Origin of the sequence: Candidatus Competibacter denitrificans Run_A_D11, from assembly GCF_001051235.1 — a bacterium.
Taxonomy (GTDB): Bacteria; Pseudomonadota; Gammaproteobacteria; order Competibacterales; family Competibacteraceae; genus Competibacter_A; species Competibacter_A denitrificans.
In genome coordinates, this window is the sequence record NZ_CBTJ020000030.1 from 61,830 (window position 1) to 80,807 (window position 18,978).

The 18,978-nt window shown below is 56.1% G+C and carries 18 protein-coding genes and 1 pseudogene; 4 read left to right on the forward strand and 15 right to left on the reverse strand.

Translation table 11 applies throughout. The annotated features are described in order from the left end of the window. Positions 1–71: 71 nt before the first annotated feature. The 6 genes from BN873_RS06505 to BN873_RS06530 all read right to left on the reverse strand — a co-directional run bounded on the left by BN873_RS06505 (position 72) and on the right by BN873_RS06530 (position 4,264). Positions 72–761: an aspartate/glutamate racemase family protein gene (locus tag BN873_RS06505; RefSeq protein WP_048671910.1), complete on the reverse strand. Its 690-nt coding sequence runs from the start codon at positions 759–761 to the stop codon at positions 72–74. Positions 762–1,045: 284 nt separating this feature from the next. Continuing rightward, positions 1,046–1,213, reverse strand: coding sequence for a type II toxin-antitoxin system VapC family toxin (locus BN873_RS20040; protein ID WP_139031655.1), 168 nt, complete (start codon positions 1,211–1,213; stop codon positions 1,046–1,048). Beyond that, a complete protein-coding gene (locus tag BN873_RS06515) occupies positions 1,210–1,413 on the reverse strand; it encodes a DUF2281 domain-containing protein (RefSeq protein ID WP_053085255.1) in 204 nt (67 codons plus the stop codon). Before BN873_RS06515 ends, BN873_RS20040 begins: the two co-directional genes overlap by 4 nt. Positions 1,414–1,459: 46 nt before the next feature. Then, on the reverse strand, positions 1,460–2,512 hold the full coding sequence (locus tag BN873_RS06520) for a hypothetical protein (protein WP_048671912.1): 1,053 nt from the start codon (positions 2,510–2,512) through the stop codon (positions 1,460–1,462). A gap of 136 nt (positions 2,513–2,648) precedes the next feature. Continuing rightward, the gene (locus BN873_RS06525; RefSeq protein WP_048671914.1) at positions 2,649–3,011 is read right to left on the reverse strand and encodes a cupin domain-containing protein; all 363 of its coding nucleotides are present in this window, start codon (positions 3,009–3,011) and stop codon (positions 2,649–2,651) included. A 71-nt stretch (positions 3,012–3,082) separates the two neighbouring features. Continuing rightward, on the reverse strand, positions 3,083–4,264 hold the full coding sequence (locus tag BN873_RS06530) for an efflux RND transporter periplasmic adaptor subunit (RefSeq protein ID WP_048671916.1): 1,182 nt from the start codon (positions 4,262–4,264) through the stop codon (positions 3,083–3,085). A 117-nt stretch (positions 4,265–4,381) separates the two neighbouring features. On the opposite strand from BN873_RS06530, the gene infA reads away from it, so the two are divergent. Then, on the forward strand, positions 4,382–4,600 hold the full coding sequence (gene infA, locus BN873_RS06535) for a translation initiation factor IF-1 (RefSeq protein WP_048671919.1): 219 nt from the start codon (positions 4,382–4,384) through the stop codon (positions 4,598–4,600). 86 nt (positions 4,601–4,686) lie between these two features. Here infA and clpA read toward each other — a convergent pair whose 3' ends face one another. The 5 genes from clpA to corA form a co-directional block, all read right to left on the reverse strand. Beyond that, positions 4,687–6,936: an ATP-dependent Clp protease ATP-binding subunit ClpA gene (clpA, locus tag BN873_RS06540; RefSeq protein ID WP_048671922.1), complete on the reverse strand. Its 2,250-nt coding sequence runs from the start codon at positions 6,934–6,936 to the stop codon at positions 4,687–4,689. A gap of 36 nt (positions 6,937–6,972) precedes the next feature. Then, positions 6,973–7,299, reverse strand: coding sequence for an ATP-dependent Clp protease adapter ClpS (gene clpS, locus BN873_RS06545; RefSeq protein ID WP_048671924.1), 327 nt, complete (start codon positions 7,297–7,299; stop codon positions 6,973–6,975). A gap of 173 nt (positions 7,300–7,472) precedes the next feature. Then, positions 7,473–8,021, reverse strand: coding sequence for an RNA 2',3'-cyclic phosphodiesterase (gene thpR, locus BN873_RS06550; protein ID WP_048671926.1), 549 nt, complete (start codon positions 8,019–8,021; stop codon positions 7,473–7,475). After that, positions 7,999–8,511 carry a CinA family protein gene (locus BN873_RS06555; protein WP_048671929.1) on the reverse strand — a complete coding sequence of 171 codons (513 nt, stop codon included), beginning with the start codon at positions 8,509–8,511 and terminating at the stop codon, positions 7,999–8,001. Before BN873_RS06555 ends, thpR begins: the two co-directional genes overlap by 23 nt. Before the next feature lie 17 nt (positions 8,512–8,528). Next, positions 8,529–9,491 carry a magnesium/cobalt transporter CorA gene (corA, locus tag BN873_RS06560; protein WP_048671930.1) on the reverse strand — a complete coding sequence of 321 codons (963 nt, stop codon included), beginning with the start codon at positions 9,489–9,491 and terminating at the stop codon, positions 8,529–8,531. Between the two features lie 83 nt (positions 9,492–9,574). Between corA and mutS the strand changes: the two genes are divergently transcribed. The 3 genes and pseudogenes from mutS (at position 9,575) to BN873_RS20810 (ending at position 14,890) form a co-directional block, all read left to right on the forward strand. Continuing rightward, positions 9,575–12,154: a DNA mismatch repair protein MutS gene (gene mutS / locus BN873_RS06565; protein ID WP_048671975.1), complete on the forward strand. Its 2,580-nt coding sequence runs from the start codon at positions 9,575–9,577 to the stop codon at positions 12,152–12,154. Between the two features lie 6 nt (positions 12,155–12,160). Beyond that, a pseudogene (locus tag BN873_RS20805) lies at positions 12,161–13,693 on the forward strand (putative maltokinase); the annotation flags it as partial. Positions 13,694–13,768: 75 nt separating this feature from the next. Then, positions 13,769–14,890 (forward strand): alkene reductase, encoded by a 1,122-nt coding sequence (locus tag BN873_RS20810; protein WP_242434386.1) that lies wholly within the window; start codon positions 13,769–13,771, stop codon positions 14,888–14,890. 45 nt (positions 14,891–14,935) lie between these two features. On the opposite strand, the gene BN873_RS06575 is transcribed toward BN873_RS20810, so the two are convergent. The 4 genes from BN873_RS06575 to clpB all read right to left on the reverse strand — a co-directional run bounded on the left by BN873_RS06575 (position 14,936) and on the right by clpB (position 18,689). After that, on the reverse strand, positions 14,936–15,364 hold the full coding sequence (locus BN873_RS06575) for a type II toxin-antitoxin system VapC family toxin (RefSeq protein WP_048671932.1): 429 nt from the start codon (positions 15,362–15,364) through the stop codon (positions 14,936–14,938). Then, entirely contained in the window at positions 15,352–15,588 is a 237-nt protein-coding gene (locus tag BN873_RS06580; protein ID WP_048671935.1) for a hypothetical protein, read from the reverse strand. The genes BN873_RS06575 and BN873_RS06580 overlap by 13 nt, the downstream gene beginning before the upstream one ends. A 33-nt stretch (positions 15,589–15,621) precedes the next feature. Further along, positions 15,622–15,894, reverse strand: coding sequence for a hypothetical protein (locus tag BN873_RS06585; protein WP_048671938.1), 273 nt, complete (start codon positions 15,892–15,894; stop codon positions 15,622–15,624). Positions 15,895–16,085: 191 nt separating this feature from the next. After that, the gene (clpB, locus tag BN873_RS06590) at positions 16,086–18,689 is read right to left on the reverse strand and encodes an ATP-dependent chaperone ClpB (RefSeq protein WP_048671940.1); all 2,604 of its coding nucleotides are present in this window, start codon (positions 18,687–18,689) and stop codon (positions 16,086–16,088) included. Positions 18,690–18,978 lie beyond the last annotated feature (289 nt).

Below are 18,978 nucleotides of genomic sequence, written 5' to 3' on the forward strand. Positions count from 1 at the left end.
AAAAGGCTTGAGAGGACCATTATTTTGCTATTTTGATCGATATCACCGCGATAGCGCAAAGTTAGAGCGTCTTATTGCAAGGCTAATGAGGCCGCACTCCTCGCATGAATCTCCGTTGTATCAAATAAGCGCACCAAAGAATCAGCCTGATCCACAAGCAGAGAGATTTCGGTACAGCCTAAGATAACTCCTTCCGCCCCTTGTGAGATCAAACTAGCAATAATACAGCGATATTGTTCGCGCGAATTGGGAATAATTTTCCCAAGGCAAAGCTCATCATAAATAATGTTATGAACGCTATTTCGATCTTGTTCATTCGGGGTCAAAACTTGCAGCCCGTATTTACTAAGGCGCTCTTTATAGAATGCCTGCTCCATTGTAAACCGTGTGCCAAGCAGCCCAATAGTTGTAAAACCAGCTTCTTTAATAGCAATTGCAGTTGCAGTTGCAATATGCAGAAGAGGAATATGTACAGCACTTTCAATGATCTCAGCCACTTTATGCATAGTATTTGTACAAAGCACTAAAAAATCAGCGCCCGCTTTTTCAACCGAGCGGGCTGCATTAGCTAATATTTCTCCTGCAACCTCCCAGTTTCCACTGTGCTGTAGGGCCTCGATCTCTGCAAAATCCACGCTGTAGAGTACAACCTTCGCTGAGTGAAGACCTCCCAATCTTTCATTAACAACCTGGTTCACTATTTTGTAATATAGAGTGGTAGACTCCCAACTCATTCCGCCAATAAGACCCATTGTTTGCATAAAATTTTCCAGTAAGTATCCCCCGGCAGAGCCGGGGGCTTTATGAGATAGCGCCTCAAAGGCGCCATAAAATCATGTGCCGCCCAAGGCGGCAGGGCTTCGTGGGTAAAATCATGTTCGGTAACAATTCTTCAGCTACTCCGAATCTACCACACTGAGAAATCTATAAGATTCGGTGATATGAATAACGATCTGCAACTAACATCAACGTCCGCTGTGCTGCGCGGCAAATCCGACTCCCGCAAAGGTCAAACCTTTGTGAGTCCCCCGGCAGAGCCGGGGGTTTACCCAATGTAATTACTGAAATTCTTAACCAGAATTTCCCAGAGTGAGACCAGACTCAGATAGACTTGATGATCCGGGTCGCGGATCAGATGACCCGTGTCTGCGTTCAGCGATGGACTCGCTGTGATGTACCAGAGAAAAATGTGAGTATCGAGTAAGAGCTTCACGGCTCGAAGAGTTCCATCTCTGATCCCGGTAAAGGTGCGTCGAAATCGTCCGGTACCTGGAACTCGCCTGCACAAAACCCATAAGGTCGCAGCATCCGATCTCTAGGCGTCCGTTTCTTTAGAAACTCCGCGAAATCGAGTATTTCAGCCTGTCGCTCAGGTGGTAAATCACGCAAGATAGTGATGATGCGCTCTATCATGACGTGTCTCCTTTGGCGCGATTGAAGGCGGGTTCATGTGTAGACTTTAGGCGTGCACTGACGCCGCCGTTAAAAGCGTATGGTCAGGCAAATCCTCTAATATCTGGTTTAGTGCCTGTAACGATGGGCAAATATCGTCACCGTATATCAGCTCTCCGTCTTTAACGACATAGCCGAAGTGCCAAAAAATCACTTTCTCGCGGTGGAGGTCAATATACTCGTTACGCGGGAGTCCAAAACTATCGAGACAGGCTCCTTCGTTACATGGAGAGCATTCCGAGGCATACATCGCGTCAATGGCGGGTTGCGCTCGATACTCCTCCCATGCGGGTGATTCATAGTCAAATAAACGTACGTTATACTTTTTGCAAAGCTCGTCATACCGTACCCAAGTCAGAGAACCGCGAGCGGCTGCCGCCTTATCCCATAACTGCGCGGCTTTTTGCCCCTCCTGATCACGCATCCACTCAAAATCTATCGCACTCTTGCGGGCACAACCGGCGTAGTCGTCCACGACTTGCTCTTCTCTCCGAATACTCAAACCGGTTGTGCCTGGCTTTAGCTTAAATAGATCGATAGTTCCCTCAAAGTAGTCCCAGACGCCCTGCGGAATCGTCCATTGGATTGCCTCAATGACATCGCCCGCTGCATTGACCCGAATCCACCCTTCCCGGTGCGATTTGAGCAAATCAGGCTCCTGACCGTTAGCCAGGACGGTAAGGCCATAGTATTTGCAAATCCAATCCTGAAAATTCACCCGTTCCCTAGTAGGGATATACACTTGCTGAAAATCAGTCGGCACGTAAAGTCTTTTATTTTCAGTAAGATTGGTGACGACAGGATAATCTCCCGGCGTTGGCTCCAGATCGTCATTGCTGACCGCCTGCCAAAATTGAGCGTCCCACGGATCGTGCAATCCGCCGTCTTTATCTTGAAGAAAGCGGGTGGTATCACGATCATATCGCGCTCTAGCCTTGTCGAGTATATCGACGGCAGCGAAGTATTTGTTTTTTGTCGGGTCCGCATACTCCGCTCGCTGGAATTTATCAAACATATCCAGGGGATCTTCACCAATGACGAGTACGCAATAATGTCCCATAGCAAAATTCCAGAAAAATGATGGCCCATTTCAACTATGCGGAGAATCTACCGGTTTTGTCGGAGACCCCCCCGCGCTCACCTGCACCAAATCCGCATCATGTCGAAATTTAACCAGAAGGTTAAGGCATCGGAGATCACTGCGGGGTCTCAAGCAACTCAAATCCGGCTGCGGCGGGTGAGACTACCGAAACGAAAATCAACGGTTCGCTGCCATTGTTATAAACCCCGTGTATTTCTCCCCGGTGTGCGACTAAAACATCACCTGTTGTGATGGGTTGCGAAGCTCCGTCCGCCATCAGTTGATATTCCCCACCGCTAGCCAGTACGGTCCAAACATCCTGGCCTTGAGGGTGATTATGCGGGGAAAGGCGCTGGCCGGGCTTGACATACCAGGCGACCACCACGGCATCAGGTGATTCTGTGATAACAGATCGGATTGGCTCACCATCAGCAGGCTGAAGAAACTCAGCGACCTTGAAGTGACGCGATGCACTCATTGTGGTTTTCCCAATTCAGAATCAAGGATGCAGGAACTCACAAAATTCACCAGGACCGGCTATCTCTGCTGTTACCGAGCTACAGGCAACGTATTAACAGAACTTGCAGCGGAACCCTCCGCGCTAATCTGCACCAAATCCCCATCATTCAAAAACGCCGCACCGCGCACCGCCACCGTTTGCTCTGGCAGCAGGCCCTCCCTGATCTCCATACGATTTTCCACCATCCGCCCAGTTTGCACCCGCTTAAGACTGACCCGCCGATCCGCGCCGACGATCAGCACATAGGCGAACCCATCGCGCATCACCACCGCCTCCTGCGGCACGGTCAGCGCCTCGGTCTGGGCCAGATCGAAATAACCCTGTGCAAACATCCCGGCCCGTGCCGCCGAACCAGCGGGCAAATCGACATAGACGATGGCATAGCGGGTTTTGGGATCGACTGTAGGGGCGAGTTGGCGCAGGGTGCCTTGCGCCTCACTCCCACCCGGCAAGGTGACACGCACGCGCAGGCCGATTTTGAGCTGGGTCAAATCCGCCGCCGTCACCTCCGCCCGCCATTCCAGCCGCCCGCGCAACATCAGCCGAAACAACTCCATGCCGGGGGCAGCGACCGCACCCACCGTGGCATTGCGCACTGAGATCACGCCCGCATCCGGCGCGAGCACCTGCGTATGTTTAAGCCGTAAATCCTGGCTTTCCACCAGGGCTTGAGCAGCCTTGACCCGTGCCTGTGCAGTCTTTTCAGCGGTCAGGTATTGATTGACCTGTTGCTTACTCATTGCGCCGCTGGGGGCAATCGCTCGCGCCCGGTCGGCATTGCCGCTGGCGTCGATCAAGGCGGCCTCGGCTTCAGCCAGACCGGCGCGGGCTTGCGCCCGATCCGCTTCGACTAGATCGGTATCAAACACCGCCAGCACCTGGCCCTTTTGCACGCTATCGCCCACATCAACCCGCACTTCTGCCAACCGCAAGCTATTCACATCAGCTCCGATACTGGCCTCACGCCAGGGCGCAATATCACCGTTAGCGGAAAGTTGCTCAGCCAACGGTCTGGCCTGCGGCTTTTCGGCGGTAATGGCCAACGCGGGACGGGGGGCACTTGGCGCCGCTTTAACCGGCTCGACAGGCTGAGTCGAATCTGGCGGAGAGGATGCAGCGCGACTGAAAAACCAACTCGCGCCTGCAATCAGGGAAAACACGAGCAACGTGACAGCGAGCCAGTACGAGCGGCGGGCATGTAGTGCAGACATGAGATCAGTTTGTACTCAGAATTTGCTTTTAGGATATTCACTTGCCGGATCAAGGGATTTCCGCTATGGTTGCCAGTCTTTTTTCAGGTGACTTGCAATCACTGCCAGCGAGAAGTTATGTCCAAAGAAGATCATATCGAAATGGAAGGCACTGTCGTCGATACATTGCCCAACACAATGTTCAGGGTGCAGTTGGAAAACGGCCATGTTGTCACGGCGCATATCTCCGGCCGGATGCGCAAACATTACATTCGCATCCTGACGGGTGACAAGGTGAAGGTGGAATTGACTCCCTACGACTTGAGCAAAGGGCGCATCGTTTATCGGGGACGCTGATCGCTCTCGCACGCTATACGTGCGCTTGGGCAACGTCACCGGCAAGCCATTCCTCACAGGTTGCCGGTCAACGCCCCGCAACCTCTCTAAGGTACTGCCTCCTCCTCAGCGATTTCCACCTGCAAATCGCCATCCCGCACGGTGACAGTCACATGGCCGCCGTTGATAAGCCGGCCGAATAACAGCTCCTCGGCCAGTCGGCGCTTGATATTTTCCTGGATAATCCGCGCCATCGGCCGCGCGCCCATCTTGGGATCGTAACCACGAGCAGCCAGCCAAGCCCGGCCGTCCGAATCAACCTCTACGGTCACTTTCTTCGGTTCCAATTGCGCTTCCAGCTCAATCAGGAACTTGTCCACCACCTGAGCGATGATGCTCGGTGTCAGACCCTTGAACTGCACAATGGCATCCAACCGGTTACGGAACTCCGGCGTGAACAGTCGCTTGATGAGTTCCATCCCATCGCTGCTGTGATCCTGCATCGTAAAGCCGATAGAGGGTCGATCCATCAATTCGGCGCCCGCATTCGTGGTCATTACCAGAATGACGTTACGAAAATCCGCCTTGCGGCCGTTATTGTCGGTCAGCGTGCCGTGATCCATCACCTGCAACAGCAGATTGAACACATCAGGATGTGCCTTCTCCACCTCATCCAGCAGCAACACCGCGTGCGGGTGCTTGAGGATGGCATCGGTCATCAAGCCGCCTTGATCGAAACCGACATAACCGGGCGGCGCACCGATCAACCGGGAAACGGTGTGCCGTTCCATATACTCGGACATGTCGAAGCGGATCAGCTCAATCCCCATGATCCGGGCGAGTTGCCGAGTCACTTCGGTCTTGCCGACCCCCGTCGGCCCGGCAAAAAGGAACGAGCCAATCGGTTTCTGCTCATTGCCCAAGCCGGCGCGGGCCATCTTGATGGCGTTGGCCAACATGGCGATGGCTTCATCCTGGCCGAACACCACCAGCTTCAGATCCCGTTCCAAGTTACGCAGCACATCTTTATCCGAGGACGACACGGTTTTGGGCGGAATGCGGGCGATTTTGGCGATGATGGTTTCGACATCGGTGACGTTGATCACCTTCTTGCGCTTGGCCACCGGCAAAAGTCGTTGGCTGGCGCCGGCTTCGTCGATCACGTCGATGGCCTTATCCGGCAAATGGCGGTCGTTGATGTAGCGGGCCGACAGTTCCACGGCGGCGCGTAACGCCTTATCGGCGTACTTAACATCGTGGTGTTCCTCAAAGCGCGTTTTCAGGCCGCGCAGTATCTGGTAGGTTTCCTCGACCGACGGTTCGGAGACATCGATTTTCTGGAAACGCCGCGCCAGCGCCCGATCCTTCTCGAAGATGCCGCGATATTCCTGATAGGTGGTCGAACCGATACATTTCAGATCGCCCGACGCCAGCATCGGCTTGATCAGATTGGAAGCGTCCATGACCCCGCCCGATGCTGCGCCCGCGCCGATGATGGTGTGAATCTCGTCGATAAACAACACGGCGTTGCGCTCCTTGCGCAATTGCGCCAGCACCGATTTCAGGCGCTTTTCGAAATCACCGCGATATTTAGTGCCGGCCACCAGTGATCCCAAATCCAGCGCATAAATGGTGGCGTTGGCCAATACTTCCGGCACTTCGCCATCAACGATCATCTTCGCTAAACCTTCGGCGATAGCAGTTTTACCGACACCGGCTTCACCGACAAACAAGGGATTGTTCTTGCGCCGCCGACATAAAATTTGAATGGTGCGTTCAATCTCCTCCCGACGACCAATCAGCGGGTCAATCCGGCCCTGCCGTGCCAGTTCGTTCAGATTGGAGGCAAAATTCTCCAGCGGTTTGGCGCTTTGGTTTTCGGCGTTTTCCTCGTTTTGCGGCGGAGCCGATTCTTGCTCTTCGGAAATCTTGGAAATACCGTGCGAGATGAAATTCACCACATCCAAGCGGCTGATTTCCTGCTGTTTCAGCAAAAATACTGCCTGAGATTCCTGTTCACCAAAAATCGCCACCAGCACATTGGCGCCGGTCACTTCCTTATTGCCGGAGGATTGCACATGCAGGACCGCCCGCTGCAATACTCGCTGAAACCCCAACGTCGGCTGGGTCTCGCGCGGGTCGTCCGCGTTAAGCACCGGCGTGTTATCCCGGATAAAAACCTGCAAATCCCGTTTCAGCTTGTCCAGATGGGCGCCGCAGGCCCGCAAGACCTCGGCGGCCGCCGGATTATCCAGCAGCGCGAGGAGCAGGTGCTCCACAGTCATGAATTCGTGGCGCCGATCTCGTGCCTCGCGGAAAGCAAGATTGATGGAAAACTCCAAATCCTTGCTTAACATAATTCAAACCTCGAATCGCGCTGGGGTGGTTTCCAATTAAGCTTCTTCCAAAGTGCATAACAACGGATGCTGGTGGCGGCGTGAAAACTCGTTGACTTGCGCCACTTTCGTCTCCGCAATGTCATGAGTATAGACCCCGCACACTCCGCGGCCACGGGTGTGGACATGCAACATGACCTGGGTCGCTTTTTCCCGGTTCATGCTGAAAAAGTCTTCCAAGATTCGTACCACAAAATCCATCGGCGTGTAGTCATCGTTGAGCAGCACCACCTTATACAGGGGCGGCTGCTTAAGTTGGGGCTTGGCCGGTTCGACGACCAGGCCGCGTTCCGAGTCAGGAGACGATGAATGATCCTTGCTCATGGGCCTTAGTTGATAGTGCTGGCACTGGCGATTTCACGTATATGGGGACATTTGCCGACGATACAAGGTACGCCCTTTCCTTGACCGCCACGGGCTGATAGCGAATAACTGATAGTTAGATAATACGCGGCTCGCAAGTTTCCTCAAGAGCGCGCAATCGGCGAAAACTCTTCTCAGCCACCAGAACACCCCGCCGGCCAGCTTCGCACAACGCGATAATACGAACCGGTCTCGCCTTGCAGCGACTCTACCAGCGCCACCTCTTCAATCGGCCAATGGACAGAAGCAGTCGGTGCCTGCTTTGGCGCGGGGCCGGGAAAATTGCGGGCCAAGGTCACATGGGCTTGAAACGCACGCTGCTCCGGGCTAAAGCCACAGCCGCGCAATCGGCGGTGCAGATCAGCCACCAGATCGACCAGTGCCGGCGGCGTTTCGCTGCAACCGAGCCAGAGAATGCGGGAGCGTGGCCAGTAACCGTAGCGATCCAGAATCAGCACCAGCGTCGGTACCATCAAACCAGCCAATGCGGTCTCATAAGCGGCCAGCCGCTCGGCATCGGTCGCATCCAGAAAGACCAGCGTCAAATGCAAATTGGCATCGCGGACTCGCCGTCGGCCCGCCACGTTCGCCGCCAATTCCGCCAGTTGCCGACACTCGGCGTCTGCCGGCCACACCGCCAGAAACAAACGCCGCAGTCCTTCAGGGTTGCAGGGCAAGGACATCCAATAGCCCTTCCAAGGCAGCGACGACCGTTTGGCGGCGCACAGCAACCCGATCACCAACAAAATGGCGGCACTCGGTATGCAGCAGGCCATCCTCCAGCATCCAGGCCAGATAAACGGTCCCTACCGGTTTATCCGGGGTGCCCCCATCGGGACCGGCGATGCCGCTCACGGCGACGGCCACCCCAGCCCCGCTTCGCTGCAAAGCACCGGCCGTCATCTCGGCCACCGTTTCCGCGCTGACCGCACCCCATTCAGCCAACGTCGCTTCCTTGACACCCAATGAATCCATCTTAGCGGTATTGCTGTACGCAACAAAACCCTGGTCGAACCAGCCGGAACTACCAGGGATGTCGGTGATGATTTTGGCAATCCACCCCCCCGTACACGACTCGGCGGTCACTAAGCGCAGATCACTCGTGCGCAGCGTTTCACCGACGCGCATCGCCAACAGGTCCAACTGTACGTCAGAGACGATTTTGCTACTCATGGCACTCTCCCACCGGTTTATTTCAGCCATCCCTTCTTGCGAAACACCAAGAAAGGCGCCAGGACAGACGCGGCCATCAGAGACAACGCAAACGGATAGCCGAAGACCCATTTGAGTTCGGGCATCATTTCAAAATTCATTCCGTAGATGCTGGCAATCAGGGTTGGCGGCAGCAATGCCACCGAAGCAACCGAGAAAATCTTGATGATCTTATTTTGGTTGATGTTGATGAAACCGACCGTCGCATCCATTAAAAAGTTGATTTTTTCAAACAAAAATGACGTATGACCATCCAGCGATTCGATGTCGCGCACAATCTGGCGTGCCTCTTCGATTTGATCGTTATTCAGCAAGCGCCGCCGCATCAGAAAAGAAATGGCGCGGCGGGTATCCATCAGATTACGGCGAACGCGCCCGTTCAGGTCTTCCTGGCGGGCGATCCCAGACAGCACCTCAGCAGCGGCTTCGTCGGTGAGAGGCGCCGTCAATACCCGGTTGCCGACCTCCTCCAAGGCAGCATAAACGCCTTCCAGGGAATCGGCGGAATATTCGGCGTCGGTGGCGTACAGATCAAGCAACACATCCCGGCAATCTTCCAGATAACCGGGCTGGTGCCTGGCACGCAAGCGCAGCAGGCGAAAAACCGGCAAATCCTCTTCATGCAGGCTAAATAAGGTGTCCTGCCGTAGCACGAACGCCACCGGCACATTACGGGATTCACCATCCCTATCCAGCAGAAAATCCGAGCGAATCTGCAAGGAGCCGCTCGCATCCTCAAAACAGCGGGCGCTGGCTTCGATATCGCCGAAATCGTCCTCATCCGGCAGGGTCAAGTTGAACAGTTCCTTGGCTAGCAGCCGCTCGTCATCGGTGGGATCATCGAAATCGATCCAAATGGGACGGGTACGTTCCAGGTCGGCTTTGGTTTCAATTTGAATTTGGCGCAGGCGGCCGTTTTGCAGTTCGAAGGCGTTGATCATGACATTTGCGCAACTGGCGAAGTGGCGCGGAAAATAGTCTGAAACCCGTCTTGGGTAAAGCGAATTTTGACCGATTGGGAGCGATGCGCTGTTTGGACAACTTAGATCAGCATACCCCGATGATGCGGCAATATCTGCGCATCAAAGCGGACTATCCCGACACCCTGCTGTTTTATCGAATGGGGGACTTCTACGAGCTTTTTTACGAGGACGCTCACCGCGCGGCCAAGCTACTGAACATCACCCTGACCACACGCGGCCAATCGGCCGGAGCGCCGATCCCGATGGCCGGCGTGCCATTCCATGCCGTTGAAGGCTATCTGGCCAAACTGGTCAAACTCGGCTTGTCGGTGGCGATCTGTGAGCAATTGGGCGATCCGGCCACCAGCAAAGGACCGATGGAGCGCCAAGTCGCGCGGATCGTAACGCCCGGCACGCTGACTGACGAGGCATTGCTCGACGAGCGCCGAGATAACCTGCTGGTGGCATTGCACCACAGCAAGGGCACCTATGGAATCGCCAGCCTGGAACTAAGTGGTGGTCGCTTTACCGTCACTCAACTGCAAGGGGATATTGCACTCCATAGTGAGTTGGAGCGACTGCGACCGGCCGAGTTGCTGGTCAGCGAGGATTTCATTCCCACCCCACCTTGGCGGCAACATCCGGGCTTGCGCCCCCGCGCACCATGGCATTTCGATACGGACAGCGCCATCCGCGCGCTCTGCGCTCAGTTTGGCGTGCGCAATTTGGACGGGTTCGGTTGTACCGATCAACCGATGGCCCTGGGTGCGGCCGGGTGCTTGCTGCAATACGTCAAGGATACCCAGCGCGGCGCCCTGCCCCACCTCACCGGTTTACGGGTTGAACGCCACGAGGACAGTATCGTCCTGGACGCGGCCAGCCGCCGTCATCTGGAGCTGGAAGATAGCCTAAGCGGGCGACCGGAACACACGCTGCTGGGTGTACTTGACCGTTGCGTGACCGCGATGGGTGCCCGGCTGCTGCGCCGCTGGCTGCATCGGCCGTTGCGCGACCGGAGTGCCCTCAGCCAGCGGCGTGGTCGTGTGCGGTATTTGCTAGCCGATCACGGCCACGACTACCTGCGTGGGCTGTTGCGCGGTACCGGGGATGTGGAACGGATTCTGGCGCGGGTGGCGCTGAAATCGGCCCGTCCGCGTGATTTAGTGGCGCTGGCGGATGCCTTGGCTCGCCTGCCGGATGTGCAAGCATTTCTTAGCCGACCGGAGGAGTCTTTATTGGCCGATCTGGCCAACCGCGTCGGCCCACAGCCAGAGGTACACGCTCTGCTACAGCGCGCGATTATCAGCAACCCGCCGCAAGTCATACGTGACGGCGGTGTCATCGCAACTGGCTATGATGCCGAGCTGGATGAGCTACGCAATCTCAGCGAGCACGCCGATGATTATCTGGTCGCTCTGGAAGCGCGGGAACGGCAGCGAACCGGCATCGCCAATCTCAAGGTCGGCTTCAATCGCGTACACGGCTACTATATTGAGGTCACGCGCGCTCAATCACAAGCGGTTCCGGCCGATTATCTGCGACGTCAGACCCTCAAGGGCGCGGAACGCTACATTATCCCGGAATTGCGCGAATTTGAGCACAAAGCCTTACGCGCCCAGGAACAGGCTCTGGCACGGGAAAAACTCCTGTATGAAGGTTTGCTTGATCAGTTGATCGCCCGCTTACCCACGCTTCAGGCAACCGCCGCCGCACTGGCGGAATTGGATGTGCTGGCCAATCTGGCGGAACGGGCCACCGCGCTACGCTGGAATCCTCCTAAGCTGGTTGACGCACCGGGCATCGAGATCACGGCAGGTCGGCATCCTGTGGTCGAGCAGGTACTCGACGAGCCTTTCGTGCCGAATGATTTGCGCCTAGAACCCGAGCAACGGCGGATGCTGGTGATCACCGGCCCCAATCTCGGCGGTAAATCCACCTTCATGCGCCAGACTGCCTTGATCGTGCTGCTGGCCCATATCGGCAGTTACGTCCCGGCCCAACACGCGATCATCGGTCCCATCGACCGGATTTTCACCCGGATCGGCGCATCCGACGATCTGGCGACCGGCCGTTCGACGTTCATGGTAGAGATGAGCGAAGCGGCTAATATCCTGCACAACGCCACCCCGTATAGCCTGGTATTGATTGATGAAATCGGACGCGGCACCAGCACCTTCGACGGCCTGGCGCTGGCGTGGGCCTGTGCGGCGCATTTGGCCAGCACGGTACGGGCATTCACCTTGTTCGCCACCCATTACTTTGAATTGACCCGCCTGCCCGATGAGCAACCTGGCATTGCCAATGTTCATCTTGACGCCGTGGAGCATGGCGAAACCATTGTTTTCCTGCACCAGGTCCAAGACGGCCCAGCCAGTCGCAGCTATGGCTTACAGGTCGCGGCCCTGGCTGGAGTGCCGCCGGTGGTGATTCAACAGGCTCGCCAGCGCTTGCGGTTGCTGGAGCGGCAGATGGTGCGTCGCGAGCTGCCTGGACGTGCAGTAGCCGTCTCGCCACAACTGTCCTTGTTCGGTGAGGCGAGCCATCCCGTGGTTGCCGCCCTGGCTGAACTGGCTATCGAGCAGATGACCCCGGAACAAGCGGTGGCCGAATTAAGGCGACTAAAAACGCTGACTGGGCTGTAATCGCAAATGAATACGCCGTCTAACCCTAACCTTGAAGGTTGGAGCGCAAGTTATCAACCATTACTCGGCGAGATATTGCCGACCTTTTTACCGGCGCAACGCTGGTTTGCCGGAAAAGGCGCCCCCATCGAAAAAGTAGAATTCGAACAGTACGTTAGTTGGCCTGAGCACAGCGAGTGGTTATTGGCACGCATTGGCGTATGGTTCACTGGGCGCTCTGAAGCCCAACATTACGCCTTGCCACTGGCGCTGGCATGGCCAGAGGACGGCGAGGAAAAATGGCGCTCGCTGCGGCGCTCTGCCTTGACCAAAGTTCAGATTCAGGCCCGGACCGGTTGGCTGTACGACGCTTTTGCTGAGGAACGGTTTTGTCAACTGCTGGTCAAGTTGATGGCCCAGAACGCTCAAATACCGCTGGGTGCAGGCTGGTTGCGATTCTCGGCTACACCGGCTTTTGCTGGCTGTCCGAGCGCGATCTCCGAAGCGTTGCCCGTCAAGCAGTTGGCGGCGGACAGCAGCAACACCAGTATCGCCATCGGTGATCGGCTGCTGATGAAAGCCTATCGCCGCTTACAGTCGGGCATGAGTCCTGAACTGGAGATGGGCCGGTTTCTCACGGAAGCGGGTTTTCGCAACATCGCGCCGCTGGCCGGTGCGCTCGAATACGAAGACGGCAACGGCGAGCGAACCGCGCTGGTCTTGCTGCATGGTTTCGTCGCCAATCAGGGCGATGCCTGGCGCTATACCCAGGACTATCTGAAGCGTTTTCTGGACAATTGCTTGCAGCAGCCGGAAATGGTGCGAAAAGCGGATGAGATTCACGGCCTGTACCGAATTTTCGCCACCACGCTGGGCCGACGTACCGGCGAGTTGCATCGGACGCTGGCGCAAATCAGCGGTGATCCGGCATTCAATCCCGAACCGATCACGGCGGCTGATCTAACGCGCTGGTTAAACCGGATTCGAGATGAAGCTATCGCCACCTTCGAGCGGCTGGCTCAGCAGCGGGAATCGTTGCCGGAATCGGCCTGGCCAAGGGTGGATCGCTTGTTGGCGGCGCGTGGCGCATTGCTGGCAAGTCTGAAACAGACCGCAACGCTTAATCCGGGCACTGTGAAAATCCGCTACCACGGCGACTACCATCTGGGCCAGGTGCTGGTTGCCAAGGAGGATGTGATTATTATCGACCTCGAGGGTGAACCGTCGCGGACGCTGGAGGAGCGACGGGACAAACAGTCGCCGCTACGCGATGTGGTTGGCATGGTGCGGTCCTTCAATTATGCCGCGCACGCCGCTTTGCGACCGTTCACCGCTGATCGACAGGCGCTCGCGCCGCGCCTTGACGACTGGGAGCGGCAGACGCGGGCGGCGTTTCTGAACGGTTACGCCGAAGCGACGCGCGATAATGTCGGCCTTGGCATTGATCTCGCCCAGGCTAATCCGTTGTTGCAGGCGTTCACGCTGGAGAAAGTGTGCTACGAATTGCGCTATGAATTGGACAATCGCCCAGATTGGGTGGAAATCCCGCTGAGCGGCTTGTGTGAGTTGTTGCCGCTACTGGACCAACCTTTCCCCAGAATAAATTTGTTGTCATCACCCTCTATGGAGTCTGCTATGTCGATCTTGTTCGAGCCGGTGCAATTTGGGGAATTACGCTTGCAGAATCGGGTAGTGCTGGCCCCGCTGACCCGCTGTCGCGCCGATTACCAGCGTGTGCCAAACGCTTTGATGGCGGCGTATTACGCCCAGCGGGCGTGGATGGGCTTGCTCATCACCGAGGCGACTTCGGTGGAGCCGATGGGGGTCGGTTATCCGCGCACACCGGGGATTTGGAGCGAAGCGCAGGTGGCGGGCTGGCGCAAAATTACCGATGCGGTACACGAACGAGGCGGCATCATTGTGCTGCAACTGTGGCATGTCGGGCGCTTGTCCGATCCCCTTTATCTCAATGGCGCCACACCGGTGGGGCCGAGCGCTATCGCGCCACACGAGCTATCGATTGCGTTGCTGCGTCCGAAAAAAACGTATGGCGTCCCCCACGCGCTGACCGTGCCGGAGATCGCGCAGGTGGTGGCTGCGTTTCGCCAGGGCGCGCAAAATGCCAAGCGGGCGGGCTTTGATGGGGTGGAGATTCATGGCGGCAACGGCTATTTACTCGACCAGTTCCTGCAAAGCAATGCCAATTTACGCACCGATGCTTACGGAGGATCGCCGGACAATCGCGCGCGGTTTCCGCTGGAGGTGGTCGATGCGGTGGTGGAGGTATGGGGGGCCGGGCGCGTCGGTTATCACCTCGCGCCGCGCTGCGATTTTCTCGGCATGGGTGACGCCAATCCGCTGGAAACCTTCAGCTATCTGGTCAGCGCGCTTTCCCAGCGTCATCTGGCGTTCATCGTCGCGCGCGAGCGCGCGGCCCCAGACAGCATCAGTCCAAAGTTGCGGCCGTTGTTTACAGGCGGCTTTATCGCCAACGAGGGCTATACCCAGCAAACAGCGGAACAAGCCATCGCCAGCGGTTTAGCCGATGCGGTAGCCTTCGGCATGTTGAGCATCCCCAATCCTGATCTGGTTGAAAAATTCAAGACCGGCATCACGCCGAATGCTCCCCAGCCTGAGACCTTTTACAATAAACATCCGTATCTGTTCGACCTGGCCGAGCCGATGCCCGCTGAAGGTTTCTATGAGAGTGATCGAGAAGGCTATCTGAGCTTTGGCCCACTCAAGGTTTCCGCATGAAATAACCCGCTTGGCAAATTAACGCGGCATGATTGAAACACTGGATCACTCGGCTTTATCGTGACCCCGATTGCTTTCCCAATGTGGATCAAGGACATTTAAACCAGCAACCCGTGAGAAGTGCCGAATGTTAGCAGTAAGCAACGGCACCTTCTGGCTGAGACAAATAGCAGCGATCAGGGTATCCTTGACCCCAATGTCCTGATTGGCATGAACTAAATTGGCGTGGAGTCGGGCCGCCAGCGCTGCCGCTACACGATCCAGCGGCAGTACAATCAGGGCTTCCGCCATTACCTCTTCGCCAATGGAATATCGGGCGCGAGCCATTCCGTACAACAACTCATAGTGGGTGATTGAAGTAATCCCGCAATGATAATCGGACAACGCTTTTTCTAATGCTGTTGCGCCTGGCTCCCGATTCTTCAAAAAATCAATCAGGATATTAGTATCGAAGCACAATTCTATGGTTGCCATTGCTGCCAAGCCTTTTCCATATCTCGCATGGCTTCATCAAAATCTGTACTGTCTTTCATCGCACCGCGCAGTGCCAACAGGTTATGCTGATGTTTCTTTTCTTGTACTGGATCTTCCAACAATAAAATCATTCGGGCATGACTGCCATAGAGATTTCGCAAAGGCTCCGGCAAAACAATATGCCCTTCTAAGGAGATTTTAGTTTCTAACTCAATAGCTTGCATATAATCATCTCCAAATAACTTGCTGATTAAATTTCAATTTCTAAGTATATGAATATAGTAGGCTAATAACCACCAGATGCCAGATGCAATAATAGAAGCAAGTATACCAAGAGCAAACCCAGAGATAAGAGCTTTATATTTTTCAGTTTTTGAATTCAAAGTAATAATTTGGTTTTCTAAGGATTCAATTTTTTCAAAAGCAGATTCTAATTCAGAAGAAATGTTCAAAATTGTCTGCGGCATTTCATCAACTAATTGTTGGCGCTCTCTTTGTTGTTCAATCAGCCAGTTTTTAGCTGCACCCATAATTACTCCAAGAATTTGACAGCAGTGAAGATTGATATGAGCCAGGAAGCGGTGATGAACCGCCTAAAAACTGTCGAACTATTGCGAAAACTTTGCCTTTCACTCGCCAATTCGAGCATGGGTAAAAAAATCAGAACGCAATTTCCAAATAACGAATCTGTCGAAGCGCCTTTCGGCGCTCCAGTTTTGCCTCATTTGGCCAGCTTATCCGCCGACCGTTTGCGGAACTCCAACCCGTCCTTGCCGGTATCGACCACCACGGTATCGCTCGGCCCGAATTCCCCGGCCAGAATCCGCCGCGCCAGCGGATTTTCCAACTCCTGCTGAATCGCCCGCTTGAGCGGTCGCGCCCCATAGACCGGATCGAAACCGGCCTCACCGAGCTTATCCAGCGCCGCCGTGGTGACCTCCAAGCCCATCTGCCGGTCGGCCAGCCGCTTGCGCAGATAACCGATTTGAATGTCGGCAATCGAGCGAATCTGGTCGCGGCCCAGCGGATGAAACACCACCACCTCGTCAATGCGGTTGATGAACTCCGGCCGGAAATGATCCGCCACCTGAGTCATCACCATGCTCTTCATCAGCGGATAGTTATTCTGCGCCGCCATCTCCTGAATCATCTGCGAGCCGAGATTTGAGGTCATCACGATTACGGTATTGCGAAAATCCACCGTCCGGCCCTGACCGTCGGTCAGACGACCGTCGTCCAGCACCTGCAACAGCACGTTGAACACGTCCTGATGGGCCTTTTCCACCTCGTCCAGCAGAATGACGGAATAAGGCCGCCGCCGTACCGCCTCGGTCAGATAGCCACCTTCGTCGTAGCCGACATAGCCGGGCGGTGCGCCGATCATCCGCGACACGGAATGCTTCTCCATAAACTCGGACATGTCGATGCGGATCATCGCCTCTTCGGTGTCGAACAAGAACGCCGCCAACGCCTTGCACAACTCGGTCTTGCCGACACCGGTCGGGCCGAGGAACAGGAACGAGCCGTTGGGCCGATTGGGATCGGACAAGCCCGCCCGCGAGCGCCGGATGGCATCGCTGACCGCTTTCACCGCTTCATCCTGCCCCACGACCCGCTTTTGAATCACCTCTTCCATCCGCAACAGCTTGTCGCGCTCACCTTCCAGCATCTTGGACACCGGAATCCCCGTCCATTTGGAAACCACCTCGGCGATTTCCTCATCAGTGACTTTGTTGCGCAACAGCTTGAACTGACTGGCGCCAGATTCAGCGGCGGTCGCCTGGCTCAACTTCCGCTCCAGTTCGGGAATGCGGCCATAACTCAACTCCGACATCCGCGCCAGATCGCCGGCGCGGCGAGCGGTATCCATTTCCAGCCGCGCCCGCTCCAATTCTTCCTTGACCTGGGCCGAGCCATGCAGCGCCAGCTTTTCCGCTTTCCAGACTTCCTCGAAATCGCTGTATTCCTTTTCCAGCTTACTGATTTCCTGCTCCAGCAATTCCAGCCGCTTCTTGGAGGCCTCGTCGCTTTCCTTTTTCAGCGCCTCGCGCTCGATCTTCAATTGAATCAAGCGCCGCTCCAGCCGATCCATCGCTTCCGGCTTGGAGTCGATCTCCATGCGGATGCGCGAGGCCGCCTCGTCGATCAGATCAATCGCCTTGTCCGGCAGGTTGCGGTCGGTGATGTAGCGGTGCGACAGCGTGGCGGCGGCGACGATGGCCGGGTCGGTGATTTCTACCCCGTGATGCACTTCATAGCGCTCGTTCAGGCCGCGCAGAATCGCGATGGTGTCCTCGACGCTCGGTTCGTTGACCAGCACCTTCTGGAAGCGCCGCTCCAGCGCCGCGTCCTTCTCGATGTATTTGCGGTATTCGTCCAGCGTGGTCGCGCCGATGCAATGCAACTCGCCACGGGCCAGCGCCGGTTTCAGCATATTGCCCGCGTCCATCGCGCCCTCGGCCTTGCCCGCGCCGACCATGGTGTGCAATTCGTCGATGAACAGGATGATCTGGCCTTCCTGTTTGCTCAGGTCTTTCAATACCGCTTTCAGCCGCTCCTCGAACTCGCCGCGAAACTTCGCGCCCGCAATCAGCGCGCCCATGTCGAGCGCCAGCACCCGCTTGTTCTTCAAGCCTTCCGGCACTTCGCCGTTGATGATGCGCTGGGCCAGCCCTTCGACGATGGCGGTCTTGCCGACGCCGGGTTCGCCGATCAACACCGGGTTGTTCTTGGTGCGCCGCTGCAACACCTGAATGGTGCGGCGGATTTCGTCGTCGCGGCCGATCACCGGATCAAGCTTGCCCTGTTCGGCCCGCTCGGTCAGATCGATGGTGTATTTTTCCAGGGCCTGGCGCTGATCCTCGGCATTCGGGTCTTCGACCTTTTGCCCGCCGCGCATGGCGTTAATGCCGCGTTCAATCAGACTCCTGGTCGCGCCCGCCTTGTGCAGAATCGTCCCCAGCTCGCCCTTATCCTCCAGTGCGGCGAGCACGAATAATTCGGACGAGATGTAGGCGTCCTTGCGCTGCTGGGCCAGTTTATCGGTCAGATTCAGCAAACGCGACAAGGCGTTGGAAACCTGCACGTCGCCGCCCGCGCCCTCGACCCGCGGCAACCGATCCAGCGCCTCGCCGAGCTGGGAGCGCAGCAAGTTGATGTTGACATCGGCCTGAGCGAGCAAGGGCCGCACCGTGCCGCCGTCCTGGTCGAGCAAGGCCGCCATCAGGTGCACCGGTTCGATGAATTGATGGTCGCGCCCAACTGCCAGGCTCTGGGCATCGCTCAAAGCCAGTTGGAATTTGTTGGTCAGTTTGTCCATGCGCATGGCTGCTTACCCCCGTGAATGCAAAATTTCCCTATGAATTGGTGGTGGTTTGGGGGAATTCAAGCAGTAGAAACCAGATAAATTGAACACTGGTTTCGCACCATTCCTTAAAAAGGAACCCTCGCTCAAGCACCTTAGATAAGCGAGGGTAGCTTTTGCCGCAGCATAAACTGCGGTAAAATGACTCCGATTGAGTCTGTCAAATTTTTTGTGTAAATGCGGTTTTGGTTAGTGGAGTGAGAGTGGCAAGCGGCCCTCGAATTGAATGGCGAAGCGATTGAGGGCCTGT